Here is a 25,490-nt window from a genome sequence, read left to right on the forward strand (position 1 = left end):
TGGGTTAGAAATAGAGAGCATGAAGCGTCGAGAAATATTAAAGTGGATATTCGCAGGGGGAGCGGCTGGAGTTTTTGGTTACATGGGCCTAAAAACTGTGGTCTATTTTCTCCCCAGACCGCCGAAAAAGGTTTTTGTCAAGGCCGAGGAACTCCCTCCCGCTGGAACTCTCAAGGTGAAAGAGGAATTCTTTATGGTGAGGCCTTCCGATGGTCATCTCCGAATTCTTTCCCGCCGGTGTCCTCACCTGGGCTGTACGGTGAACTATAGCTCTGGAGAAGATCTCTTTATCTGTCCTTGCCATCAGAGCCGGTTTGCTCTGACCGGGGCCTATCTCTCCGGGCCGGCCAAAAAGGACCTTGTGAAAATCAAGTGGGAAAAAGTTGAGGGCGGAATCATCCTCGAAATTCCGGGTTAGTCCCCGAGTGGCCTGGGGACTTTCAGCCAGTTTCCTCGTGGCGATCGTTACGGGTATTCTGCTGGCTTATCCTTTTAATGAGAGCTATCCCCTCCTTTCTACGGTGGGCATAGAGAACGTAGTACCCTTCGGGAGGTTTTTTCGAAGATTGCATTACTGGAGCGGATTCTTTACCCTAATTCTCCTTTTCTATCATGCTGCCGAGACCTTAGTGGCCGAAGGGTACCGCAGACGCGATTGGGCAAGGTGGCTGGCCCTTTGCGCCACCCTACCGCTTTTGATTCTGATAGCCTTTACCGGCTACGTGGCCCGAGGCGACGAGACTGGACGGTTTGCCGGTTATATCGCCGAAAGTTTGGTGCTCAAGGTCCCCCTTTTAGGATCTCTGTTGAACGCTTGTCTTTTCTTGGTCCGGGAGTCCGGAGTCCATCGACCTTATCTCTTTCATTTCTACGCCTCGTTAGCCCTTTTCTTTGTTTCAGGAATCTGGCACTTCCGGCTACGGCGCTTGCCTCTAGAAGATCTCCTTGGGTGGCTCCTTGCCCCTATGATCCTGGCCCTGGTCTATCCCTTGGGGTTGCATGCCCCTGGACCATACCTTTTGATAAAAGGCCCCTGGTTTTTCCTAGGGGTACAGGAAGCCCTGAGATATTTTCCACCGGTTTGGGCTGGTATTTTATTTCCGGCTTTAGGGATCTTGCTCTATGTGCTGGTTAAAATGGATAGTCTAAGGAAGTGGGTCTTCGGAGGCCTCCTAGTCTGGACAGGGGTTTATATGTTCTTCATGGTTTACGGGCTTTTGCGATGAGAAATCATTGGTGGTTTTTAGTTCTAATGCTGGCCATGTTTGCGGCTCTGATCCAAGAGTTGCGTTTCAAACGCGCCGACAAGGTCTATACCTTAGCCTCCGGTCGGGTGGACATGTGTCTTGCCTGCCACAAGGAGGCTCCTGGGAAAGCCCATGCCCGAGGGGTAGTGGGGTGTGCGGACTGTCATTTGGGCGACCCCCTAACGGTAGAGAAGAAGCGGGCCCACCGGGGGATGGTGAAAAATCCGGGAGACCTTCGGGTAGCGGATCAGACCTGTGGTCGGCCGGAATGCCATCCGGGCTATGCCGAAAGGGTCAAAAAGAGCCTTATGGCCACCAACCGAGGTATTATTACTACTCTCCGTTATTACTGGGGGGAAATCGAAGACTTTCACGCTGAAGCTTCGGTGGAGACCCTAATGAAGACCGACGAGACCTCACCGGCCTTGGACTATTTCCGCAAACTCTGTGGCACCTGCCACCTGTGGCTCCCCAAGGAGAAGCTTCCGGGATTTCTTAAGAAAAAGGGCGGAGGTTGCGTGGCCTGCCATTTGATTCCGGGTAAGAATAAGGATAAGAAGGTACATTCCATACTTACCCGAAAGATCCCGCTTGAAAATTGCGTGCGCTGTCACAACCGGAGCGGACGTATCGGATTGTCTTACCAGGGGCTTTATGAAGACGAACAATACGGAGCGCCTATAGAGGAAGGCGAATTCGCGGCCGAAGAACTCGAAGACGGACGTTTTGTGGCCCGTATACCACCGGATGTACATTTTAAGGCCGGTATGGTTTGCGTGGACTGTCACACCCAGAACGAGACCATGGGAGACGGCAAGGCCTACGCCCACTTTGAAGAATCGCTTGAGATCACCTGCGAGGCTTGCCACGAGGGGACAGGCCGAACCCGAAAGGGCACGCTCCTCACCAACCTCAAAGTAAAAGACGGAAAAATTTACTGGCAGGCCAAACTCAGTGGAAAAGAACTTGAAGTTAAAAGGCCGGATCCGGTGGCCTGCCGACATCCGGTACACCGCAGGCTCACCTGTGAGAGTTGTCACGACCAGCGGGTTCCCCAGTGCTTCGGTTGCCATGTGAGGCGGGATCCCCGAGAAAAACAGCTTGACAAGTTGTCTTTTAAGGAGACCCCCGGCCTCTGGGAGGAGTTCCGGAGCTATATGCGGGTTGAGGTGCCCACCCTCGGAGTTCGAGAAGACAAGGTAGTGATTTTGGTCCCAGGATGACAGGACTTCATTTCCTTTCTTTCCCCGGAGGGGAAGTTGGAGAAGGAATTTAAACGCATCACCTGGTCTTTCATGTATCCCCACAATACCGGCAAGGCCCGTACTTGTAAGGACTGTCACCAGTCAGCCAAGACCGTGGGCCTGGGTTACGGTAGCCTTACCTACTTAGGAAAGGGTCGCTTTCGATTCACGCCGGCTGAGGCTCCCTCGGAGTTGCTCGAAATTGAACACGGGCTTTCGGCGGTGGTGGATCTTTCGGGGAAACCCTTGGTGAACTTCCGCCCCGGGGTGAGAGGCTTTAATGGGAAGGAAATTCGACAAATTTTAAGGGTTGGACTCTGCCTCTCGTGTCACAGAGACTTTTCCGATCCCGTTATGCGGAACTGGCCTCCCAGGAAGCCCTGTCCGGTTTTCAAGGAGTAGAGGTGCTGGTTCAGCTCTGGGAGAATCGAGAGGCTTTAAGGACTCTGGTGGAGTCCAAAGGCCCTCTTGGGCCGGTGATTTTCGTGCTGATTCAGGCCGGCCAGGTGGTGCTGGCTCCGCTTCCCGGCGAGGCCACCGGGCTTGCTGCGGGTTTTATCTTCGGGGCCTGGGAGGGCTTTGTACTGGCCATGATGGGCCTGGCTCTAGGGTCAAGCGCCGCTTTCGGGCTGGCCCGTCTTTTCCGTGATCTAGTCCACCGGCACCTCGCAAGGAAGGTCTTTTACCAAAAAGTTCTGCTCTTTAATCGCAAGCACGGGCCCACGGCAGCTTTTTTACTCTTTCTCTTTCCCGGTTTTCCCAAGGACTATCTATGTTACGCCCTAGGGCTTCTCCCTCTCCCCTTTCGGGTTTTTTTCCCGATTATGTTACTTGGAAGGGCTCCGGCTACCCTAGCCCTAACCCTGGAAGGTGAAGCCCTTTATAGGGAAGATTGGCGGATGGTAATTTGGGTGGCGGTAGTGGCCGTAGTGGTGCTTGGGCTTTTTAGGGTGTTCAAAAAACGATTTTATCAGGAGATTTCGGTATGAAGCGGGCCTATCTTCAGGCTGTGGGTGGGGTTTCTGGAGACATGTTCCTTTCGGCCTTGATCTCGGCTGGGGTACCAGCTGAAGAACTTGCAGGATTTCTGGCCAGGCTTCCGGGGAAGCTGCGTTTAGAGGTAAAGGAGATCACAGTTTCCGGTCTCAAGGCCATAAGGATCAATCTTTCTGCTGAAAGCCCCGGGGCCCTTCCGTCCAGGTTCCCGGATTTTATGGCTATGCTGGAGAAGCTGGACCTTGAACCTTCGCTAAGAGAAAAGGCCCGGGAGATCTTTGCACTTATTTTTCAAGCCGAGGCCCGGGTGCACGGTCGGGAACTTTCTGAGGTTAATCTCCATGAGCTTTCGGCCTACGATACGCTGGGGGATGTCCTGGGCGTGCTTTACGGGCTTAACTTTCTTGGAATCTCTGAACTTTATGTCTCTTCTCTTCCTCTAGGGGCGGGCCTGATCGAGACCGCCCACGGGCGGCTTCCCCTTCCGGCCCCGGCGGCAGCCGAGATCCTTAAAGGAGTCCCGGTCTATGGCATTTCGGAGTCCTTTGAGACTGTGACCCCCACCGGGGCAGCCCTGGTAAAGGGTCTGGCGAAGGATTTCGGTCCTTTTCCGGAAATGACAATTGAGGCCGTGGGAGTGGGTACTGGGACCTTTTCGTTTGAGGCTCGGCCCAACCTTTTGCGTCTATTCGTTGGCGAGCCCGTGGAGAAACTTCCCAAAGAAGAGGTGTGGGAGATTATTACCGATCTTGACGACGAGTCACCGGAAACTCTGGGATATTTAATGGAAAGGCTTCTTTCGGCTGGAGCTCTTGATGTGGGGTTTAGTCCGCGTTTTATGAAGAAAAATCGTCCAGGGCTAAAAGTAGAGGTGATTTCGTCTCCGGATAAAGTGCGAGAACTCGCCCTCATCCTACTTGAGGAGACCTCTACCTTAGGAGTGAGAATCCGCAGGGCCGAGAGATTATGCCTTCCCCGTGAGATAAGAACGATAGAGACCCCTTACGGCCAGGTCAGGGTCAAGATTGCCCGTACCCCTTCGGGAGAGACCAAGTTCAAACCAGAGGCCGAGGACCTTATCAAGTTCTCCCGCGAAAGCAGGCGCCCTCTGAGAGAGGTGAGACAAGCGGTCTTAAACGAGATTAGATTTAAGTTTAGGGACTCAGCCTGATTTTTCGGTCAGGATGTTTCCTGCCTGAAAGGCATTAACTTATGAGATGAATATGTTCTACGGTTCGCGGAAAAGGGAAGAAGAGTTTAGACTGGCCACCGAACTCAAGCCCTGTGGGGATCAACCGCAGGCCATTGAGGCCTTGGTGGAGGGGGTCTTTTCCGGGGTAAAGCACCAAGTCCTCCTTGGGGTAACCGGCTCCGGTAAGACCTTCACCATGGCCAATGTGATAGCCCGGGTGAACCGTCCCACCTTGGTAATCGCCCCCAACAAGACCCTGGCTGCCCAGCTCTACAACGAATTTCGCCGTTTCTTTCCGGATAACGCCGTGGAGTACTTCGTCTCCTACTATGATTACTATCAACCCGAGGCCTACATCCCGGCCACCGACACCTACATCGAAAAGGACGCCTCCATCAACGACCTTATAGACCGCCTTAGGCACGCGGCCACCTCTGCGGTGCTCTCCCGCAAGGATGTGATCGTGGTGGCCAGTGTCTCTTGCATCTATGGCTTGGGCTCACCCGAGGAGTACGCCCGTATGCACCTCTATCTTCGGGTGGGGGACACCTATCCTCGGGATCAACTCATAAGACGCCTCGTCACCATGCACTACGAGAGAAACGATTACGACTTTAAACGCGGGACCTTTCGGGTTCGCGGAGACGTGATCGAGGTCTTTCCGGCAAGTGAGGAGAAACGGGCCCTTAGGATCGAGCTTTTTGGGGACGAGGTGGAAGCCATCAAGGTCATAGATCCCTTTCGAGGAAAAGTCCTCGGGAGACTTAAGGAAACGGTCATTTTCCCCGGGACCCACTATGTGACCACTGAAGATCGCCTACGCCGGGCCATAGAGGAAATTCGGAAGGAACTAGAGGAGAGGGTGCGCTACTTCGAGAGTCGAGGAGAACATCATTATGCCGAACGCCTCAAGAAACGCACCCTTTATGACCTTGAGATGCTCGAGGAGATGGGCTTCTGTCACGGGATCGAGAACTACAGTCGCTATCTTGATGGCCGACGACCCGGCGAGCCTCCCTACACCCTGCTTGACTACTTTCCGGATGACTTTTTGATCTTCATCGACGAGAGCCACATCACTATTCCCCAACTCGCCGGGATGTACCGAGGTGACCGCTCCCGCAAGGAGACCCTGGTGGAATACGGTTTCCGGTTGCCATCGGCCCTTGATAACCGACCGCTTACCTTCGAGGAATTCGAGGCCCGGGTGAACCAGGTGATCTATGTCTCGGCCACCCCCGGACCCTACGAACTCGATAAGGCACAGGGCCGCGTGATAGAGCAGATCATAAGACCCACCGGACTTATGGACCCGAAGGTGGAGGTACGTTCGGCAGAAAACCAGGTGGACGATCTCCTCGGCGAGATCCGCAAACGCATTGCGCGCGGCGAAAGGGTCCTGGTCTGCACCCTTACCAAACGCATGGCCGAGGAACTGACCGACTATTACGCGGACCTGGGGATCAAGGTAAAGTATCTCCACTCCGACATCAAGACCCTAGAGCGGGCAAGGATCATAAGGGACCTGCGCCGGGGGGTCTTCGATGTCCTTGTCGGAATAAACCTTCTGCGCGAAGGGCTTGACATTCCGGAGGTGTCGCTGGTGGCCATCCTTGATGCGGACAAGGAGGGCTTTCTGCGTTCCGAGCGATCGCTCATCCAGATGATGGGCCGGGCGGCTCGGAATGTGAACGGCACGGTCATTCTTTACGCCGACACCCTTACCCCCTCCATGAAAAGGGCCATCGAGGAGACCAATCGCCGAAGGCGTATTCAGGAGGAATACAACCTTCGGCACGGCATCACCCCAAAGACGGTGAAAAAGGAAGTGGAGGATACGCTCGCCCGCATCGCCGAGGCCGATTATGTGGATCTTCCGAAACTGATGGAGGTCGAGGAGGAGAGATTCGAGAGCCTGGAAGAGCTGCGCCGCGAGATCAAAAGGGTGGAAAAGGAGATGAAGAAGGCCGCCAAAAACCTCGAGTTTGAAAAAGCCGCCGCTCTCCGCGACCGTCTATTCCATCTGCGCCAACTTGCTGTGGAATGGAATTAGCTCCTTCTATTGACCCCCTTTATCCTCCTTGATAGCCTTAGAACGAAATGGTAAAGGGAGCGATTCTGGCCATCGGGGACGAACTGCTCTCGGGCCGGGTATTTAATACCACCAGTTTTCTGGCTGCCGAAAGACTTTACCGGGCAGGCTATCGTATCCTTGAGATCGTAACGGTTGGAGACGAAAAGTCCGAAATCGTATTTCAACTGAAACGTCTTCTTGAAAAAGTAGATTTTCTTATAGTAAGCGGGGGGCTGGGCCCCACGGAAGACGATCTTACCAACGAGGCCGTGGCTGAAGCCCTGAGTCTAAAACTCGTTCCCCGTCCGGAGATTCTTTCTCGTATAAGAGAGAACGAAAGGGCCCAAGGACTCAAGCCCAACGTGTTAAGGGACAAGATGGCCTATCTCCCGGAGGGGGCCGAGCCCCTGGCTGATGACCTCGCGGTTGCAGGCTACCTCTTGAAGTATCAGGGAAAACCCCTCTTTTTCCTACCGGGTGTGCCCTCGCAGTTTGGTAAGCTTCTTGAGGAAAAGGTCCTGCCTCAGCTCTTCAAACTTTATCCTCCGAGAGAGGCTGTTTTTACCAAAACCCTGCGTTTTTTTGACCTGCGGGAAGCCGAAATCAACCAGGCGGTAAAGGAGTTAAAGGCCGAAGGGGTGGAATTCGGTTTTTATCCCGTTTTCCCGGAGGTACACCTAACCATTACCGCCAGGGCCAAAACCGAGGAGGAAGCCCGCAACCGGGTACTTTTAGTGACCGAAGCCCTTAAGACCCGCTTCCCGGAGCACCTTTTCGGTGAGGATGGGGAGGAGTTGCCACAAGTGCTAGGCCGTCTCCTTGGAGAAAAAGGGAAGACGCTTTCCGTGGCGGAGTCTTGCACTGGGGGGCTAATGGCCTCCTTGATCACCCGCATCCCTGGCTCCTCGGAATATTTCATCGGTGGAGCCGTGACCTACGCCAACGAGGCCAAGATGAAGACTCTGGGAGTGCCGGAGAGGTTTTTGAGGCTTTTTGGGGCCGTCTCCCGCGAGGTAGCTCTTTCTATGGCTGAAGGGGCCAGGAAACATTTCGGAACGGACTTTGCCCTTTCGGTAACCGGTATCGCCGGCCCGAGCGGTGGCAGCTCTGAGAAACCAGTGGGCACGGTCTGGATAGGCCTTTCCGCCCCCACTGAAACCGTGGCCCGCAGGTTCCTCTTCCCAGGCACCCGCTACGAGATCCAGACCCTCACGGCCTACACCGCCCTTGACTGGCTTCGGAGGTACCTCCTTCATGATACGCTGTTTCCTCGCTATCGCTTTGCCCGAGAGGATTAAAGAGATATTGGCTGGCCTACAAAAGGAACTTAAGACCATCGGGGCGAATGTGCGCTGGGTGCGGCCGGATGGATTTCATCTGACCCTCAAGTTTTTCGGAAACATTCCAGAGGAAAAACTTCCGGCCTTGGTCCGGGCAACCGAAAAGGCCAAGGACGACTTTAACCCTTTTGAACTTTCCCTATCCGGGCTTGGCTTTTTCCCGGAGAAAGGACCGCCGCGGGTCATCTGGGTAGGGCTCTCTGGAGAGCTTGAGCCCCTACTTGCCCTTCAGAGGCGTCTTGAAAAAGCCTTTAAAAAGGTGGGCTTCCCGCCGGAGAAACGTCCCTTTCATCCCCATCTTACCCTTGGGAGGGTAAAGGAGTCCAGAGGAACAGGTAAACTTAAAGAGCTGGCCGGAAAGCTAAAAATTCCGGCCGAGAGTTTTCGGGTGGAACGGCTTACCTTTTACCGCAGTGTGCTTCACCCTGAGGGAGCAGTCTATTCGGTTCTTGAGGAGGTGGAATTGTAGATCGTGAAGTTCGGGATCAAGCTTCTAATAATTTGGTGTCTTATTTTCTATAGTCTTTTCTGTGGTCGGACTCCGGCTCAGGACTACGGGGACGCTCTGGTTATTGGGACCATTGGGGACGCCAGTACCCTGATCCCGATGCTGGCCACGGATGCCGCCAGTCACGAGGTGGCCGGTCTCATTTTTAACGGTCTGGTGAAATACGATCCCTATCTCAATATCGTGGGAGATCTCGCCGAGCGATATGAGATTTCTCCAGACGGACGCACCATCACTTTTTATCTTCGCAAAGGGGTCAAATGGCACGATGGAGTGGAGTTTACGGCTGAGGATGTCATGTTCGGTTTTAGGCTTATCACCGATCCCAAGACCCCCACGGCCTATGCCGGAGATTTTCTTGAGGTGGACAAGGCCGAGATCGTGGATCGCTACACCTTCAGGGTGCACTACAAGAAGCCTTTCGCCCCGGCGCTTTCTTCTTGGGGCAACCTGGTAGTGCTTCCCAAGCACCTTCTCAAGGGCCAAGATATCACTAAGACCGATTTTGGGAGACATCCGATTGGCACCGGTCCTTTCCGTTTCAAGGAGTGGCGGGCCCAGGAGAAGATCGTTCTTTCGGCCAATCCCAATTACTTCGATGGCCGACCCTATCTCAACTACATCATTTATCGGGTTATTCCGGATCCGGCCACCATGTTCATGGAACTCAAGGCCGGAGGCATCGACTGGATGGGACTTACCCCCCTCCAATACGCCCGTCAGACCAATTCTGAAGAGTTCCTCTCCCGGTTCCGTAAGTATAAATATCTGGCCTTCTCGTACACTTACCTAGGATACAACCTGAAACATCCGCTTTTCAGAGACAAACGTGTTCGTCAAGCCCTTTCCTACGCCATCAACAAAAGGGAAATCGTGGACGGGGTGCTTTTCGGCCTGGGGGTCCCGGCCACCGGGCCTTATAAACCTGATACCTGGTTTTACAATCCCGATGTAAAACGTTATCCCTATGATCCCCAGCGGGCTAAGAGGCTTCTTGCCGAAGCGGGCTGGCGGGACACTGACGGAGACGGCATTCTCGACAAAGACGGTCGGCCCTTCGAGTTTACCATTCTTACCAATCAGGGAAATCTCTCCCGCTTGCTTACCGCGCAGATCATCCAGCGCCGTCTTTCCGAGATCGGGATAAAGGTCCACATCCGAACCGTGGAATGGACGGCCCTTATCCACGAATTTATTGACAAGCGTCGCTTTGAGGCCGTGATTCTGGGCTGGACCACCGGACCAGAACCCGATCTCTACGATATCTGGCACTCAAGCAAGATCAAACCCCCGGGCCTTAACTTCGTCGGCTATGCCAACCCGGAGGTTGACCGACTGTTAGAGGAGGGCCGGAGGACCTTCGACCGAAATAAGCGCAAAAGAATATACGACCGCTTTCAAGAAATCCTGGCTGAGGATCAACCCTACACCTTCCTCTATGTGCCTATGGCCCTTCCATGCATCCACAAACGCTTCCGGGGCATAAAACCTGCCCCTATTGGCATCTCCTACAACCTTGAGCGCTGGTGGGTCCCGAAAGCCAAACAGAAATATCTTTTACCCTAAGGGCTTTTCGGGCTTGTCTTGTAAAATTGGGCCGGGTGCCAACCCGGCCCTTGATATGATATTAAATAACTTCTATTTCACCTTGGACGTATTTCTGGCGGCAGATGGTAACGAGCTCGAAGAGGATAGAGATAACCTCTTCGAATATGGGATAGAGATTTTCTTCTAGCCACTTTATTTTTTCCTCGGTAGAAACTATATGGTTAGAGCTATCCATGAAGCGATCCAGTTCGTTGACCATCTCATGCAGTCTACGATGGGGTTCCTTCACTTTTTCTACCAGAGAAGCCAACGTGGGATCTTCAGGTTCCCAGACCGAAAGCACCCGGCCGAGGTAACAGCGTGTGGGGTCCCTTTCGACTTGGGGCGAACTACCTGTTAGAACGGCTTCTATCACGCGGCATCTCCACATGATGTGTCCAAGGATCGCTTCTTGAAGGGCCAGGGCACAGGCTACGCCTTTAACTTCCAAGTGAGTTTCTCGACTCGAAAAGAGCCGATTTATCCTTTCGAGTTCTTCTGTGCTTTCTTTTATACCTTTAAGGGTAACATACAGTTCTTGGGCCATCTGATTAAAGTCCTCGGAAATACGGGTGAGGTTTTCGGATTTCTGGGAAAGGCTGTCTACTTCTTGAGATACCTGGCCAAGATTGCTGGAGATTTCGGAGACCACGGCTGTTTGTTCCTCTACTGCCGAGGCAATGGTATTGGCATGTTCGTTGAGCTCTATCACCGTGCGGGTAATCTCATCCGTAGAGGCCACGGCTTCCTCCACGCCCTGCTGAATACGCTGGATAGTTTCTGTGATTCGTTTGGTGGCTTCAGCGGTCTGACGGGCCAACTCCTTGACCTCATTGGCCACTACCGCGAAGCCTTTGCCGGCTTCGCCGGCCCGAGCGGCCTCAATGGTAGCGTTCAGCGCAAGCAGATTGGTCTGTTCCGCGATGGTCTGAATGGTCTCTACGATGGAGCCTATCTCTCGGGCTTGCTCTCCTAAACGCTTGACCACCGCGTCTGTGGCCTCGGCTTTGGTTCGGGCCTCACCAGTAGCCGCAGCCGTGCGGGTTACACTTTCGGAGATCTCATTAATGGCTTGCGTGAGTTCTTCCGCCGAGCGGGTTACGGCTTCTACCGATTCCCGGGTGGTGATTACCGCCTGAGCGATATCTTCCGAGAAGCGGTTGAGTTTTTCGGATTCAGACCTTAGCCGATCCGCACTTTTACGCACGGTGTCTTCAGAGGCCTTTTGGACTTCGTTTTGGATCTTTAAGGCCTGAAGAGTTCGGGAGATAAAGTTGGCCAGCCCCATAGCTGCTTCAGAAAGGATCTTGACCTCTGTAAGTTGACTCTTAGGAAACTCCACGCGCATATCTCCGGTTCCAATGTGTCGGAAGACCTCGGTGATCATGGCTAGTGGTCTAATAACCAATCTCCTGGTGGTTAAGAATACGACCAACAAAATGATAAAAAATATACCTAAAATAACCAATAAAGATGTTTCTGTGCGCTTTTGATTTCTTAAGGAGACTTCTTCTATGGTTTTTACTACAGAATTGCTTATTTCAAGGAGTTTTAAATTATTATTTAGAATATATTCCATGTGTCTTTCGAAGTCGGCGTCTCCAGGGGAAAGAGTTAAAAGTATTTCAATTTCTTTCTTGAAAATTTTCCAAAAGGCGAAGTTTTTACGGAGGGCCTCTTGAACGGAGGTCTCTTTTTCGAGGCTTGAGGCTGCTTTTAACTTGTGGAGGCTTTCATCGTAAAGTTTTAAGGTAGTCCTTATACGTTTTCGGTTTTCCAAAGAAGGGGTTCTTCGATATTCTAAGATTTCCTTGGTCATCCTCTGGGTGAGCATACGTTGCCTGCCAGAGAGGTTTATTAAAGTGGCTAGTTCGCCCTGATTCCTAAATAGGTACCAGACAATGCCTACCGAAAGAAGTTGCAAAAATAACAAAACTCCCAAACTTAATGATAACAGGGATTGTAGAGAAAGACTTTTTCGCATTTTTGCCTCCTTAAAATTTAGTTTAGCGAATGTTTATTTCTGAACTATCGCAATTTTGGATAAAAAGATCCTCAAAATTGAATCTGTTAGTTAGCATTTATGATGCTTGAAGTTATTTAAGGTTATAACAATAAGTAAATTATAACAATATCATTCGTAATTCAAGAGATCCCAAGAGATTCCCTCGATTCCTGCTTAAGCGGGAATTGGGGGAGCTAAACCCGTTGATATGTTTGGGATTGAGTCGAATAGTCGGTCTCATCCGGTGGGTGAAAGGTGAATCGGAAAACATACAGACTAAACCGAAAAACACCGCAGGGGTTTTATGGGGGCACAAGCTTCCTGAGGAAACGATTAAGCGGGTATGAGGGAAGAAAATAATGGCCGAAATGTTCATTGAAATTTAATAAAATTGAAACTGGCCAAGGAAAGAGAGAGGCCCATAAGAAGATATAGGGTGCCTAGATAAAGGTGCGGGATAGGAGAATGTCGCAGGAGAATGCCCAAAGAGATCATGAAAAGCATGATGCCATAGCTTTTGGCCGGCTGGAAGGCGAACATACATACTTTGTCCGGGAGTTTTTGGATATGGGTGAGGGTTCTGCGGGTGACCCTCATAAGGATTTTGGAGGAAAAGGCGATGGCTAGCGGAATCAAAGTAACGAAATATAAAATAGAAAGGGTAAGACTGAAGTTTTCTTGCCACCAAAGGAAGCCTCTTATCATAAGCCCCAGGCCTACCGTAAGCCACAGGCCTCCAGCGATATAAGGAAGATATTTGCGTTTAACGCGCATGATTTTTGAACTCTTCCTTTAGGCGACAGACTAAACAGGGGCTTGAGACGGCAGGCTCCCCGCAACGTTCACACTTTATAAGGGCCTTGTCCATAAAATTTTCACGTTTTTCCGCAAAGAGGGGTAGGGCCTTTCGCAAGTACTCTAGGTAGAACCGGAGCTTGGTTCCCGGAGCCTTTTCTTCAAGTTCGTCCATAAGTTCGGCATAAAGAGGCCTGGTGGCCTCTTCCGAAAGAGGACAGCTTTCGGGAAGATAAGGTAACCCTTTTATTTCAGCATAAGTCCGTATCTCTTTAGCTGTAAATCGGCAGAGGGGCTTCACCTTGCGCACAAAACCGTGTTCCTCGGGAAGTACGGGGTATTTCCTGGCTAAATATTTAAGGTTCCAGTTGAGAAGATTCCCGAGAAGTGAGGAGGCCTCATCATCAAGGTTGTGACCGGTGGCAATGACCTGATAGCCTAGCCGCTTGGCAAGTTGATTCAGATAATAGCGTTTTACGCTTCCACACATCGAACAGTACTTGCGGGTCTTCTTACGGAGATCTGGAATGGTGAAGCCTAGTTCGGCTTCCATATCTATAATGTGCAGGGGACGGCCAAGTCTTTCGGCGGTGGCCTCCACCGCCCGTCGGGAGAGAAGAGAAAAGGAGTTTTCCTCTATGCCCAAGTAAATGAAAAGCCCGTCGGCCTCATATCCGAGGGAAGTCAGGGCCTGCCAGAGGGTAAGACTGTCCTTGCCACCTGAGACTGCTACTAGGATCTTTTCTCTGCGGGAGAACATGCGGAAGGATCGGATTGTGCGTTCCAAATACCGTTCGAACCACTCTACAAAGTGCTGACGACAAAGAGGTAGCCGATGAGCCGGAAGGTAAATTTCGGCCGGAGTACGTTTCTTTTCGTTTCTACAGAGACGACAACGGGCCATCTTTAACTTTTCAGCTCCGCAAGGGTCTTCTCTAAGAATTTCTCCAAAGTTTTAAAGCTAAAATAGGCCTTCTGCAAGCTTTCTTTGGCTGGAGGTTCTCCAGGGAGTTCTCCAATAAAGGGAGACACTATATCTTTTATTTTTATAGTGACCATGTCCCTGGCCAAGAGGAAGCCTCCTTCCGTTCTAAGGATCAAGGACTTTTCTTCCAAAATTTCCAGGACTTCTTCAATGAGAGCGGGGGAGGTATTCAATTTTTGAGAGAGCTCGAAGATTTCAAGAGGGGCTTCTCCTTTTTCATAAGCTCTTCCTAGTTCTAGGGCTATAGCCAAAGCGAGCAGCGGTTTGGGAATTTCATAGCCATTGGCCAGCCATTCCTTTTCTTCATACACGGCCGCGGCTTCGGCCCCAAAGAGGGTTACGGCCCAAGAAAGGAAGAGCCAGAGCAGGAATAAGGGGAAGGCCGCCAACGACCCGTAAAGCTTGGAGTAGGCCACGGCTTTAGCGGTATAGAGAGTGTAAAGATAGGCAGTAAGCACCCATAGAAGTCCGGCCACCAGGCCCCCGAAAAAGGCCGCCTGAAGCTTTACCTTCCTTCCAGGAAGATAGAAATAAAGTCCGATAAAGAAAAAAATAACGGTAAAAATGTGAAGCCCTCTTAGGGTCCAACTTAAGAAAGAAAATCTTCCAGCGAAATGTGAGAGATAAATAGAACCGATTAAAGGCAAGAGTAGAAGCACCGGTCCCAAGGTAATACCCATCCAGTAAACCGTAATTTTTTGGGGGATATTGCGACCTTTGCGGACTCTAAAGATCTTGTTTAATACTCCTTCGGTTTGCATAAGAAGACCAAGGATCATAAATAAAAAAATGAGCATACTGGCTTTGCCCAGAGGGGCTTCCTGAGCCTTTTTTAGGAGACCAAAAAGGGTTTCTTGGACGCTTTCAAGGGCGGCGGGATTTAGAAACTGAGAAAGGAGGGTCTCAGCCCGGCTCATGATGTCTTCGGCCTGGATGAAGAGCCTGGCGATGGCGAAGACCAGGGCCAAAAGGGGGATCAGGGCAAAAAGTGTGGCGTAAGTTAGGGCTTGGGCTTGGGTAAGACAATGATCTTGCCAGAAACGTTTTCCGACGGTTTTCCAGTAGATGAGATTTAGCATAGAATAAAATCGTAAGGATTTTTCTTTCTCTTGACAAGACAGTGGTTAGTGGATATAGGTTTTTTGCGGTTACTCGGGACGTAGCGCAGCCTGGCAGCGCACCCGCTTGGGGTGTGGGGGGTCGCCGGTTCAAATCCGGCCGTCCCGACCATTTTGTTTTTTTAAATCTTTTAAAACCAGGCCCTGGCCTGGGGGGAGGTGCGTCATGAGGGAGATGACCCCTGTGTGCCAGATTGACAGACTGGATGTTTTTCCCGCCCAGGGGGGCAGGCAAGAAAGTATTCCGGTAACGACTCATCTTTTGGTTGAGATGTGGGAGGCACCTTTTAACGTCTTAGCCCGGGTCAAGGAGGTAGAAAAGGCCCTTCGATATTCCGGCAATGGCCATGGCGAAAGTGGTGAGGTTATTTCCTATCAGTTTGAGCCTTACGGGGTTTCGGCCAAGGCTACCTTTGAGGAAGTTCATATTTTCATTCATACCTGGCCGGAAAACGGATACGCTGCGGTGGACATCTTTGCTTCTTCAAAAGAGGGGGCCTACGAGATCCTAGAACGCATGAAAGAGGCCTTTCGGCCTCGGTATATGCATGTCGTAGAGGTCAAAAGAGGCAATCTCGTTTCCGAGGGGGAAACTTGACTCATTACTGGTGGCGTGAACGCATCGGCCGGGATTACGGTCACGCCTATAGGGTTAGCCTAATCTACGAGGAACGCACCCCGGCCGGCCAACACCTGCAAATTTTCAAAAATTCTTTGTGGGGACGTTTTATCGTCCTCGACGGTATCGTTCAGTTTACTGAGCGGGACGAGTTTATTTATCATGAGACTATCGTCTTCACTCCGGTGGCTATGCTTTCGTCCCCCCCTGAGGCCGTCCTTATCATCGGTGGGGGGGATGGAGGCGTTTTGCGTGAGGTTCAGAAACTTTCCGGGGTAAAGAGGATCCTTCAGGCTGAACTCGATCTGTCGGTCTTCGAAGCCTGCCATAAATATATACCCGAAATTTCGGGAGATTATGGTGATCCGCGGCTAGAGTTTAGAGTGGCGGATGGTTTGTCAGTAGTAAAGGGGTTACCAGAGGCCTCCTTTGAGGTGGCCATCGTGGACTGCACGGATCCGGTAGGTCCGGCCAAAAGTCTTTATACCGAAGAATTCTATCGAGAACTTTACCGTGTCCTTAAGCCCCAGGGTGTTTTTGTTCAGCAGGCCAGTTTGCCCGGGTTCTTTCCCGAGATTCTAAAAGAGGCCTATGCCCTTGCTAGCAAAGTTTTTCCTAGGGTGTACGTTCTCCGGGCTCCGGTCCCCTGCTATGGAGACGAGATTGCTTTCCTCTTGGGGGTAAAATCTCCGGAAATTTCCCCTGAACCCCGACAAACTTTTCGGGGTAGATTTTACAATCCAGAGGTCCATAAGGCCTCTTTTGCCCTACCTGAGTGGTGGCTCCGAGAGCTTTTATCTTAAATACGGATTTGGATCGAGCTTCCCTCCTTTCCGGGTATGACTTCCAAGATGGCCGGAATGCGATCCCGGAGTTCTCTAACATGGGAGATGAGGCCTACCAGACGACCTCCGGCTTTTAGTCTTCCAAGCACGGAAAGGGCTGTTTCCAGGGCTTCGGGATCAAGATTGCCAAAGCCCTCGTCGATGAAAAGACATTCAAGAGGCCTTCCGCCGGAAAATTCCTGAACCACTTCGGAGACCGAAAGGGCCAGGGCCAAAGCGGCTAAAAACGATTCTCCACCCGAAAGGGTGGCCACCGGTCGGGTCTTGCCGTGCCAGGCATCAAAAATCAATAGATCGAGCCCTGCAGCTCGTCGGCGGTCCAACACTTCGGTTTCCCGCAACAGGGTGTAACGTCCGCCGCTCATACTTCGAAGTTTTTCCGAAGCCCGAAAGAGGATCCTTTCAAGGAGGGCTGAGAGCACAAATCGATGAAAAGAGAGTCGTTTTTCGTTTTGTCCGGAAAGAAAGGCCGACAGCCTTGCCACCAGACGGTAACGTTTCTCCGTTTCTCGAAGCTCTTCGGCCAGTCTCTCGATCTCATTCTTTCTAGCTGCAAGGGTTTCCTTCCTTTCATGAAGGCGGGCCAGTTCCTCCCTCAGAACCTGCTCTTGTTTTCTGAGCTCTTCACACCTGGCTTTCATTTCATCTACTGCCGGCGGACTTTTCGCCCGAAGTTTGGTCTCTAGTTCTTGGAACTGGTGCTTTAAGATCTGAAATTCTTCTTCGAAGGTTTGTACCCGGCGTTGATACTCCGCCTTCTTGCCGTCTTCAAGTCTTGCGGCTAGGAAGGCCTTTCGGTCTTCGAAGCCGGCTTCTCTCAGGGCGATCTCAAATCGGGCTTCAAGATCCTTCTTTTCTTCTAAAACCTCTTCTTGACGTCGCGCAATCTCCTTGAGCAGTTGACGGAGCCCCTCTTTGCGAGCCGATAGTTCTGAGAGCCTTTTCTCAAGGCCCCTTAAATGGCTTTCCCAGCGCTCACAGGTGCTCGTCAGTTCTTGGATGTGCCTGAGGATAGTTGGGGAGTCTTGTTTTTCGGGGACTTCGTTTCTCAAAGTGGCTATTTGGCTCTTGAGGGCTTCCATTCGAAGGGTCAGGTCTTCCTTTTCCCGCTGAAGTTCTTCTTTGCGAGTTTTGAGGCTGTTGAGTTCGTTTCTTATTTTTTCGGCCCTCTGGGTAAGCTTTCCAAGGGTTTCCGCCTGTCTTCTCTTTTCCTGATAAAGTCTTTCCAGTTCTGCCTGTTCTCGGGCTAATTTTTCAGGATCTTCCTCACTGGAAATATCTTTGCCAAACCTTTCAAGCTCCTCGAGAAGGGTCCGGGCTCGTTCCTTGAGGCCCTCCAGTTTGGCTATTCGAGCTTGTAAAGCCTTTTCCTTTTCATTGATTTTGGCCTCCAGACTTTCGGGGTCTTCTGCCATAAGGGCTTCCGGGGGCGAGGCCGGATAAGGATGCTCTCTTGAGCCGCAGACTGGGCAGGGTACTCCTGGTTCTAGCTTTCGCGCCAGTTCCCAGGCCGTATGCTTCCATCTTAGTTCTTGGAAAATAGCTAATCTTTGCCTGAGAGCCGAAAGTTCTTTTTTCTGGGCCTGGATTTCTGACAGAAGTCTTTGCCTTTCTACCGATATTCGGGAGAGTTCCGCTTTTAACCGCTGGCTTTCTCGGAGTTTTTCAAGCATACGTTTCCGGACCTGGAGTCTTTCGAAAATGGAGGAGGCTTCATCGCCGGCTCGAAAAGCCTCTTCCTGAGCCCTCTGGACTTTCTCGAGTTCTTTTTCTAGGAGATTTTCCTTCTGTAAGAAAGATTCAAGTCTTCTTCTGAGAGTTGAAGAGCGGTCTTCCAGTTGCTTTAACTCTTTCTGGAGGGTCTCTAGCTTGGCCAAAAGTGGGAGTTTTTCCTTGAGGAGAAGGGCCTCCTTCTTTAGTTTTTCCATTTCCTCTTTGCGGGCCGATTCTTGCTCATACCGATGGAGGGTCTCGGCCGAAATTCGTTCCAAATCTTGGAGGCTCTTATGGATCTCGGCTTGCCGTTTTTGGTCTTCGAGTAGCCCCTTTTCGATGCGAATAAGGGCCTCATAGAGAGGAAAGATTTTTTCGGCAGCTTCAGCCTTGAGGAGGCGGCTTTTCAGAGTCTCTACGATCGGTCTTTGATGTTCGAGTTCATCAAGGCGTTTGCGGGTTTTCTCAAGCTTACGAAACTTTTCGGCCAGCTTCAGGGCCTCCTCAAGTCGGGCTTCTTTCCTGCGGAGACGCTCCTCGATCTCAGATAGTCTCTCCCTGAAGCGGGCTTCTTTTTCTTTAAGGCGATGTATTTCTTGCAAAAGTTCGGATAACTCCGAAAAGCCTTCGGCTTTGAGCAGGCTCTCGTAGGCCGCTCTTAGTTCTGAGATCCTTTCTCGGGTGGTCTGCTCGAGCTTTTTGAAATATTCCTCGATTTCAAGGAAGCGTTCGGTCTGAAAGATGGTCTTGAGGAGGCTTTCTCGTTCTTCGCCTCGGGCTAGGAGTATTTCTCGGAATTTTCCCTGCGGGATTAGGAGTACCCGGCGGAATTCTTTGGCTGAAAAACCTAGGAGCTCCTTTATTTTGCGGTTGACCTCGGTTATACGGTGGGCTAGCAGGCATTCCTCTTCCCAAAGGGCGGCCTCTTTGCGAAGGTCATGGCGGGCTTCCGTAAGTACCCTTCGTACCCGATAACGACGGCCTCTAAGGAGGAATTCCAGTTCCGCAAGGGTGGCTATTCTATTGGAAGCTTTAAGGTTTCTAAGATCCCGGTCTCGCTTTTCTTCCAGACTGGTTTCACCATAAAGGGCAAAGGTTAAGGCATCAAAAATAGTGCTCTTTCCGGCTCCGGTGGGCCCGGTTATTAAAAAAAGTCCATGTCTTTCGAAAGAGCTGAAGTCGATTTCAACTGGCTGGAGATAGGGACCAAGGGCCTGGATTTTGAGCTTTAGCGGTCGCATTTTTTATATATTTTCTTTTCTAGGACTTCAATATAAAAATATATGGGCAAGGCTTTCTCTTTTGAAACGTCATTGCAAGAGAAAATTTTTTAAGTTATTTTCTCTATTATAGCTTATCTCAAGGAGTAAGGAGACATGCAACCTGAAAAAACCATTTTCCTATCTTTGTTTCTGGCAGTAGTTTCAGCCTTTGTCCCTGTAATAGGAAAGTTTACAGAGTTATGGGCTTATATTTTTCCATTCTTGACGTTGATTTTGGTAGGTTTTGCTTTTCTAAAGTTTAGGACCATGAAGACCCTTTGTCAGAAAGCCGCTCAAAGGATGGAGGGGTACACACATTTAGAGTTCAAGGATGTGGTCTGTGGAGAGGAATTGCCGGGAGTTTTGGCTCCCATGGCAGACAAAGTAGCCAACTTTGCGGCTCTAGTTTCAGCCCAGCTTAACACTTTGGCCCAACAGGCTAGGGTGCTTTCGGAGGTCAAAGACTTTGTAGGGGATTCCGCCGAAAAAATAATGACCTATGCCGAGAAGACGGACCAGTTCGCTTTGGATATGTTGAATTCTGCTTCTCGGACCGCTCAGGATGTAGAAACTCTAACCCAGGCTCTTACAGATTTAAATACCGCGGCCTCTGAAATCGCAAGTAGCATCGCCCATACTGCACAAAAGACTTCCGAGGCCCGAGAGAAGGCCATCCAGGCCAAGGAAACCATTGAGAAACTTCTTGAAAGTTCGGAAAAGATAGGTTCAGTAGCTCAGGTTATAAACGATATTGCGGATCAGACCAATCTTTTAGCCCTTAATGCTACCATTGAGGCCGCTCGGGCCGGCGAGGCCGGCAAAGGCTTCGCGGTAGTGGCCAATGAGGTCAAGGAGTTGGCCCGTCAGACCGCCGAAGCCACCAAGGAAATTACCCATATTATAGAAAACATCCAGGCCGATACCCGCCGGGCCGTAGAGGCTGTGGAAAGCATTACTGGTGGGGTGCTCGAGATAGACGATTTAGCCAATACCATTGCCTCGGCCAGTGAAGAACAAACGGCTACCATCGCAGACATTACGCAAAACATCGAAAACGTAAAAGCCTTGGTGGAAAAGACTTACCAGCAGGCCGAGACCTTAATGAAGCATACCAGAGATTTTGGAGAACTCAGAAATCTTCTTGAGACCTCCAGGGTCTCAGTGGAAAGCATCGCTCTAGAAAATAATGTGCTCCTTTCTGGTCTAGTGTTGGAAGATCACTTTTTTGAAAAGGCTCAGAAGTGTCTGGATGAACACATCCATCTTAAGATTATCCTTTTAAAGCATTACGAGTGGGTAAACGAAGTCATAAACGGCCTGGTACTCGGGAAACCTCCGGAGGTGCAGACGGATCCTAATTTGTGTGCTTTGGGTGAGTTCCTGAAGTCTTATAGGCCCGATGCAAAGACCGAGCCTATTCTTGAGGAACTTCTTCCTCTGCATGAGGAACTTCATCGTTCGGCCATTGAGATCCAAAAGAGGCTTGCGGCTAATGACCGGGAGGGGGCGTTATCCTATTTCGAGAAAGAGACGCTTCCGATCTTTTTCCGGATATCTGAACTTTTTAATCGCTGGATAACAGCCGTGGGGGGGAGGGTAGAAGAGGTCTCCTTGGTTCGCAAGGAGACCCAGGAGGAATTTATGAGCTGGGGGCCTCAGCTTGAAATCGGTATCAGGGAGATAGATCAGCAACACCGAAAGTTGGTCTCGATGGTGAACGCCCTCTATGGCGCCATTAAGGAAGGTAAAGACAAAGAGTCCCTGGGCGAACTATTGAACGAGCTGGTCTCTTACACCGACTATCACTTTAAGACCGAGGAATATTACTTCGATAAGTTCGGCTATCCGGAAGGTGAGATTCACAAGGAAATTCATCGTAAGCTTACGCAAAAAGTGTTAGACTTCAAGGAGAAGTTTGACCGAGGTGAGGCTACCATTTCCTACGACCTGCTTAACTTTCTCAAGGACTGGTTGGTTAACCACATCGGTAAAACCGACAAAAAGTACGGGCCTTTCCTTAAGGAAAAAGGGGTTAAGTAGAAAGGTGCCTTAAACTGTTAAGGCCCTCTTCAAAAAGATAAGTCTCTTCGCTTGAAGGGGGCCGGCCAGTTATTTCGCGGAGGAAGGCCTTGAAAAGCTCTCTTTCGTCAAGGCAGAGATCGATTTCGGGACTAGAAAGTTCTCCCCCCTCTCCCCGCAGGTAAGGGGTCTCAAGGGCTAGAAGATTCGGGAACACCTTCCTTAACCTTTCGAAAGCCTCGGGGACGGGATTTTCGTCTCTGAGGATGGCTTTTACGTAGGCTTCGGTTTTGGGATAGTGCAGTAGTTCTGCGAAATATTCTTCCACCACCAGAAATTCGCGTGGGGGAGTGAGAGGGATAAATTCTCGGTGTGGTCGGGCTTGGGAGCTGACCTCCAGGAGCACAACGCCCTTAGCTTGTCCGACCTCTGAAAAGGAAAGGGGGAGAAGAGAGCCGGAGTAGAGTACGTTTTCGGCTGGGCTCTGATGGCGATGGAGGTGACCGAGAAGGACGAGATCGAAATCCGAAAATAAAGACTCTGGAAGGGCTTCCTCACCTCCTACCCATAGATTGGTCTCGGAGTCCCCCTTTTTTCCACCCTCAACGAAAAGGTGGGCCGAAAGAATTCTTCGTTCTCCACCCTTGGGAAGACTTTTTAAGAGAGTTTCCCAAAGATCTCGGATCTCTTGCGTATCTTCTGAAAGAAGGCCTCGCTGTTTAAGAAGTTCCCGCAACTCCAGAGGCGAAAGATGGGGTATGAGGAAGAAGTTGGTGTTCGAAATTTTTAGGGGTTCAAAAAGATAAGTGTCGGAAGAAGCCACAAAGATGTGGAGGCGAGAGAGTAAATCTCGGGCAAAGGCCAAGCGTTCGGCGCTATCGTGATTCCCCGGCAGAAGAATGATCTTGGTGCCGGTCTCATGTAGCCGAGTCAAGATTTCGCTTAAAAGGGAAACGGCTTCGGCCGGAGGGATCGGCCGGTCGAAGATGTCTCCGGCTACAAGGACGACATCTGGTTTGAAGTCCCGTACGAGAGGCACCAATTCCCGTTCGAAGAGAAGGGCTTGGTCTTCGGTGAGATGTAGGCCATGAAAGAGTTTGCCGAGATGCCAGTCCGCAGTGTGGAGGATTCTCATGGAAGATTTTCGCTTTCGAGTTGGCGCCTGGCGCTGGCGATGGCTTCACGGACCCTTTCTGGAGCCGTGCCTCCTAAGGTTCGACGGCGGGCCACGGAGCCTTCTACTGTGAGCCACTCGTAGACGTCCGCTTCTATGCTTTCGGAAAACCGCCGCAGTTCCTCAAGACTGAGCTCCCACAGTTTGACTCCCTTCTCCTCGGCATAAGCTACGATTTTACCAGTAATTTCGTGAGCCTCCCGAAAAGGGATACCCTTCATAACCAGGTAGTCGGCGAGATCCGTGGCCGTGGTGTAGCCCTCTTCGGCGGCGGCTCGTAGGCGTGCAGCGCGTGGCTTTAGTCCCGAAACCATGAGGGTTGCAAGTTTCAAAGACCGCTTCACCGTGTCCGCGGTGTCAAAGACCGGCTCCTTGTCCTCCTGAAGGTCGCGGTTGTAAGTAAGAGGAAGCCCTTTGAGTACGGTTAACAGGGCCATGAGGTGACCATAAACCCGGCCGGTCTTTCCACGGATTAGTTCGGCCACGTCGGGATTCTTTTTTTGGGGCATGATGGAACTGCCCGTGCAGAGGGCATCCGGAAGATCGATAAAGCCGAACTCCGGACTCATCCACAGGATGACCTCTTCGCATAGTCTTGAAAGATGCATCATGACTATTGCGGAGTTGAAGAGAAACTCCAGGGCGTAGTCTCGATCTGAGACCGCGTCCAGGCTGTTGGCAGCCGGTTTCTCAAAATCTAATTCTTGAGCGGTAAGCTCTCTATCTAGGGGGTAGGGAGTGCCGGCCAGAGCCGCCGAGCCGAGGGGAGAGATCCGGAGGCGTTTTAAGGCCTCTCGGAAACGTTCGGCGTCCCGGGTGAACATCTCGTAATAGGCCATAAGGTGATGGGAGAAAAGTACGGGCTGGGCGTGCTGAAGATGGGTAAAACCCGGCATGATGACGTCTAGATGGGCTTCGGCCTTGGCTACCAGGACTTGCCGTAAGTCTTTGAGAAGCGATAGGATATCTCGGGTTTCGTCTATGAGATAGAGCTTGAAGTCAGTGGCGACCTGGTCGTTTCGGCTGCGACCGGTGTGAAGCTTTCCGGCAAGGGGGCCGATCCTTTCAAAGAGGGCCCGTTCGATATTCATATGGACGTCTTCAAGCTCCATGCGGAACTTAAACCGGCCTTCGCGGATCTCGCGTTCGATGGCCTTGAGGCCCTCTGAAAGCCTTTGGGCTTCCTCTTCAGTAAGGAGCCCAGCTTTTTGTAAGGCCTTCACGTGGGCTAGGCTTCCTCGAATGTCATGGAGGGCGAGTCGGCGATCAAAGGAAACCGATTCCGTGAATTCCTCTACCAGCCGATCAGTGGCTTCCCGGAAGCGTCCTCCCCAAGGCTTTCTTAGCTCCGCCATACGATTCGCCCCTCCACCATAGTCATGACCGTCCGTCCTTTCATTTCCCAGCCGAGAAAGGGACTATTTTTACTTCTGGAATGTAGATTTTCCTCGGTAACTACCCAGGTCTCTTCGGGATCGATCAGGGTGATATCCGCCGGTGAGCCCGGTTTGAGCGTACCTCCCGGGACCTTCAAAATACGGGCAGGGCTGGTGGCAAGTAGTTCTACCATACGCAGGGGGGAGAGGAGCCCCTCCCTTACAAGGTTAAGGGTTAGCGGCACCGCGGTCTCAAGCCCGATGAGACCGAAGGCCGCTGCCGGAAACTCCACCTTTTTTTCAAGAGGACCGTGGGGAGCGTGGTCCGTGGCGATGGCGTCGATTACGCCTTCGGCCAGAGCCTGTCTTATGGCCTCGCGATCTTTTGCCGTGCGAAGAGGTGGGTTCACTTTGGCGTTGGTGTTGTATTCCAGGACGGCTTCTTCGGTAAGGGTAAAGTAGTGGGGAGCCGTTTCCGCGGTTACCGGAAGCCCGGATTCCTTGGCGCGACGAATGATCTCCACACCTAGAGCCGTAGAAACATGGGCGATGTGGATGGGATAGCCTACCAGTCCGGCGAGGGCCACTTCCCGAAAGATGGCTACGGCCTCGGCTTCTGCCGGAATGCCTTTAAGCCCCAGTCTGGCGGCCACCATACCCTCATTGATCTGCCCCCCGGCGGAAAGCCCGGGATCTTCGGTATGCGAGATAACCGGGAGATCGAAACTCCGGGCATACTCCAGAGCCATTCGCATGAGTCCGGAATCCGCGACGGGCCGTCCATCGTCGGAGACCGCTACGGCCCCGGCTTCCTTGAGTTCGCCGAAAGGCGCAAGGTTTTCTCCTTTTTGCCCCTTGGAAATACAGGCCACAGGATAGACCCTGGTGAGGGCTACTTCGCGGGCTCTGTCAAGGATATAACGGGTAACCTCGGGGGAATCATTGGGAGGCTTGGTGTTGGGCATACAGGCCACTGCGGTGAAACCCCCGGCCGCCGCTGCCCGCGTGCCGCTCTCTATGTCCTCCTTCCATTCCTCTCCCGGTTCCCGCAGATGGACGTGCATATCGATGAGCCCAGGCACGAGCCAGAGCCCCCGGGCAGAAACCACCTCGGTGGCGGCTTCCGCCGGGATCTTCCGATCTATAGTCCGGATAAGACCGTCTTCGATAAGAAGGTCGCCTTCCAAGTCTAGGTTCTGCGAAGGATCAAGGATACGGGCACCTTTGATGAGGAGTTTCATGGCGTTCATAAAAACTAAATTTTAATCTAATCCTTAAGTTATTCCCACCATAAAAATCAGACCAGCAGATATGGCCTTCCCTAAAGAAGACGCATAGCCGGAGTTTAAGGAAGTTTTAATGCCAGCCATTGCTACCGCTAGGGCGAGATT

The 25,490-nt window shown here is 51.6% G+C and carries 21 protein-coding genes and 1 tRNA gene; 14 read left to right on the forward strand and 8 right to left on the reverse strand.

What is annotated here, in order from left to right:
* Positions 1 to 19: 19 nt before the first annotated feature.
* From TDIS_RS01910 to TDIS_RS01955, 10 genes are read left to right on the forward strand one after another with little or no spacing between them, the layout of a single operon-like run.
* Positions 20 to 418 carry a QcrA and Rieske domain-containing protein gene (locus TDIS_RS01910; RefSeq protein ID WP_084270898.1) on the forward strand — a complete coding sequence of 133 codons (399 nt, stop codon included), beginning with the start codon at positions 20 to 22 and terminating at the stop codon, positions 416 to 418.
* Positions 384 to 1,226, forward strand: a complete 843-nt coding sequence (locus tag TDIS_RS01915; RefSeq protein WP_084270899.1) for a cytochrome b N-terminal domain-containing protein — start codon at positions 384 to 386, stop codon at positions 1,224 to 1,226. Before TDIS_RS01910 ends, TDIS_RS01915 begins: the two co-directional genes overlap by 35 nt.
* Positions 1,223 to 2,470 (forward strand): hypothetical protein, encoded by a 1,248-nt coding sequence (locus TDIS_RS01920; RefSeq protein ID WP_153303720.1) that lies wholly within the window; start codon positions 1,223 to 1,225, stop codon positions 2,468 to 2,470. Before TDIS_RS01915 ends, TDIS_RS01920 begins: the two co-directional genes overlap by 4 nt.
* Before the next feature lie 36 nt (positions 2,471 to 2,506).
* Entirely contained in the window at positions 2,507 to 2,893 is a 387-nt protein-coding gene (locus TDIS_RS01925; RefSeq protein ID WP_068668712.1) for a hypothetical protein, read from the forward strand.
* On the forward strand, positions 2,818 to 3,480 hold the full coding sequence (locus TDIS_RS01930; RefSeq protein ID WP_161939454.1) for a TVP38/TMEM64 family protein: 663 nt from the start codon (positions 2,818 to 2,820) through the stop codon (positions 3,478 to 3,480). Before TDIS_RS01925 ends, TDIS_RS01930 begins: the two co-directional genes overlap by 76 nt.
* Positions 3,477 to 4,658: a nickel pincer cofactor biosynthesis protein LarC gene (larC, locus tag TDIS_RS01935; protein WP_068668716.1), complete on the forward strand. Its 1,182-nt coding sequence runs from the start codon at positions 3,477 to 3,479 to the stop codon at positions 4,656 to 4,658. Before TDIS_RS01930 ends, larC begins: the two co-directional genes overlap by 4 nt.
* A 52-nt stretch (positions 4,659 to 4,710) precedes the next feature.
* Positions 4,711 to 6,732, forward strand: coding sequence for an excinuclease ABC subunit UvrB (uvrB, locus tag TDIS_RS01940; RefSeq protein ID WP_068668718.1), 2,022 nt, complete (start codon positions 4,711 to 4,713; stop codon positions 6,730 to 6,732).
* Positions 6,733 to 6,779: 47 nt separating this feature from the next.
* Entirely contained in the window at positions 6,780 to 8,051 is a 1,272-nt protein-coding gene (locus TDIS_RS01945; protein WP_068668723.1) for a CinA family nicotinamide mononucleotide deamidase-related protein, read from the forward strand.
* On the forward strand, positions 8,008 to 8,562 hold the full coding sequence (thpR, locus tag TDIS_RS01950; protein ID WP_068668724.1) for an RNA 2',3'-cyclic phosphodiesterase: 555 nt from the start codon (positions 8,008 to 8,010) through the stop codon (positions 8,560 to 8,562). Before TDIS_RS01945 ends, thpR begins: the two co-directional genes overlap by 44 nt.
* 27 nt (positions 8,563 to 8,589) lie before the next feature.
* Entirely contained in the window at positions 8,590 to 10,167 is a 1,578-nt protein-coding gene (locus tag TDIS_RS01955; RefSeq protein ID WP_425263976.1) for a peptide-binding protein, read from the forward strand.
* Positions 10,168 to 10,228: 61 nt separating this feature from the next.
* On the opposite strand, the gene TDIS_RS01960 is transcribed toward TDIS_RS01955, so the two are convergent.
* The 4 genes from TDIS_RS01960 to TDIS_RS01975 form a co-directional block, all read right to left on the reverse strand.
* Positions 10,229 to 12,172, reverse strand: coding sequence for a methyl-accepting chemotaxis protein (locus tag TDIS_RS01960; RefSeq protein ID WP_068668726.1), 1,944 nt, complete (start codon positions 12,170 to 12,172; stop codon positions 10,229 to 10,231).
* 393 nt (positions 12,173 to 12,565) lie between these two features.
* Positions 12,566 to 12,967, reverse strand: a complete 402-nt coding sequence (locus tag TDIS_RS01965) for a hypothetical protein (RefSeq protein WP_068668728.1) — start codon at positions 12,965 to 12,967, stop codon at positions 12,566 to 12,568.
* Complete coding sequence (locus TDIS_RS01970) at positions 12,957 to 13,892, reverse strand: PP-loop family protein (protein WP_068668730.1); 936 nt, start codon at positions 13,890 to 13,892, stop codon at positions 12,957 to 12,959. Before TDIS_RS01970 ends, TDIS_RS01965 begins: the two co-directional genes overlap by 11 nt.
* Before the next feature lie 2 nt (positions 13,893 to 13,894).
* A complete protein-coding gene (locus tag TDIS_RS01975; RefSeq protein WP_068668733.1) occupies positions 13,895 to 15,052 on the reverse strand; it encodes a YihY/virulence factor BrkB family protein in 1,158 nt (385 codons plus the stop codon).
* A 74-nt stretch (positions 15,053 to 15,126) separates the two neighbouring features.
* On the opposite strand from TDIS_RS01975, the gene TDIS_RS01980 reads away from it, so the two are divergent.
* The 3 genes from TDIS_RS01980 (at position 15,127) to TDIS_RS01990 (ending at position 16,513) form a co-directional block, all read left to right on the forward strand.
* Positions 15,127 to 15,203: transfer RNA gene (locus TDIS_RS01980), tRNA-Pro, on the forward strand.
* 54 nt (positions 15,204 to 15,257) lie between these two features.
* A complete protein-coding gene (gene speD, locus TDIS_RS01985) occupies positions 15,258 to 15,689 on the forward strand; it encodes an adenosylmethionine decarboxylase (protein WP_068668735.1) in 432 nt (143 codons plus the stop codon).
* The gene (locus TDIS_RS01990; RefSeq protein WP_068668737.1) at positions 15,686 to 16,513 is read left to right on the forward strand and encodes a spermine/spermidine synthase domain-containing protein; all 828 of its coding nucleotides are present in this window, start codon (positions 15,686 to 15,688) and stop codon (positions 16,511 to 16,513) included. Before speD ends, TDIS_RS01990 begins: the two co-directional genes overlap by 4 nt.
* On the opposite strand, the gene TDIS_RS01995 is transcribed toward TDIS_RS01990, so the two are convergent.
* Positions 16,510 to 19,509 carry an AAA family ATPase gene (locus TDIS_RS01995; RefSeq protein WP_068668739.1) on the reverse strand — a complete coding sequence of 1,000 codons (3,000 nt, stop codon included), beginning with the start codon at positions 19,507 to 19,509 and terminating at the stop codon, positions 16,510 to 16,512. The genes TDIS_RS01990 and TDIS_RS01995 overlap by 4 nt on opposite strands.
* 135 nt (positions 19,510 to 19,644) lie before the next feature.
* Between TDIS_RS01995 and TDIS_RS02000 the strand changes: the two genes are divergently transcribed.
* On the forward strand, positions 19,645 to 21,570 hold the full coding sequence (locus tag TDIS_RS02000; protein ID WP_068668740.1) for a bacteriohemerythrin: 1,926 nt from the start codon (positions 19,645 to 19,647) through the stop codon (positions 21,568 to 21,570).
* On the opposite strand, the gene TDIS_RS02005 is transcribed toward TDIS_RS02000, so the two are convergent.
* Genes TDIS_RS02005 through TDIS_RS02015 form a run of 3 tightly spaced genes read right to left on the reverse strand, consistent with a single transcriptional unit; the run spans position 21,563 to position 25,340 of the window.
* Positions 21,563 to 22,684, reverse strand: coding sequence for an exonuclease SbcCD subunit D (locus TDIS_RS02005; protein WP_068668741.1), 1,122 nt, complete (start codon positions 22,682 to 22,684; stop codon positions 21,563 to 21,565). The two genes, TDIS_RS02000 and TDIS_RS02005, sit on opposite strands and share 8 nt — an antisense overlap.
* The gene (argH, locus tag TDIS_RS02010; RefSeq protein ID WP_068668747.1) at positions 22,681 to 24,078 is read right to left on the reverse strand and encodes an argininosuccinate lyase; all 1,398 of its coding nucleotides are present in this window, start codon (positions 24,076 to 24,078) and stop codon (positions 22,681 to 22,683) included. The genes TDIS_RS02005 and argH overlap by 4 nt, the downstream gene beginning before the upstream one ends.
* Positions 24,066 to 25,340: a dihydroorotase gene (locus TDIS_RS02015; protein WP_068668832.1), complete on the reverse strand. Its 1,275-nt coding sequence runs from the start codon at positions 25,338 to 25,340 to the stop codon at positions 24,066 to 24,068. The genes argH and TDIS_RS02015 overlap by 13 nt, the downstream gene beginning before the upstream one ends.
* Between the last annotated feature and the right edge of the window lie 150 nt (positions 25,341 to 25,490).

Source organism: Thermosulfurimonas dismutans (assembly GCF_001652585.1).
In the GTDB taxonomy this organism is placed as follows: Bacteria; Desulfobacterota; Thermodesulfobacteria; order Thermodesulfobacteriales; family Thermodesulfobacteriaceae; genus Thermosulfurimonas; species Thermosulfurimonas dismutans.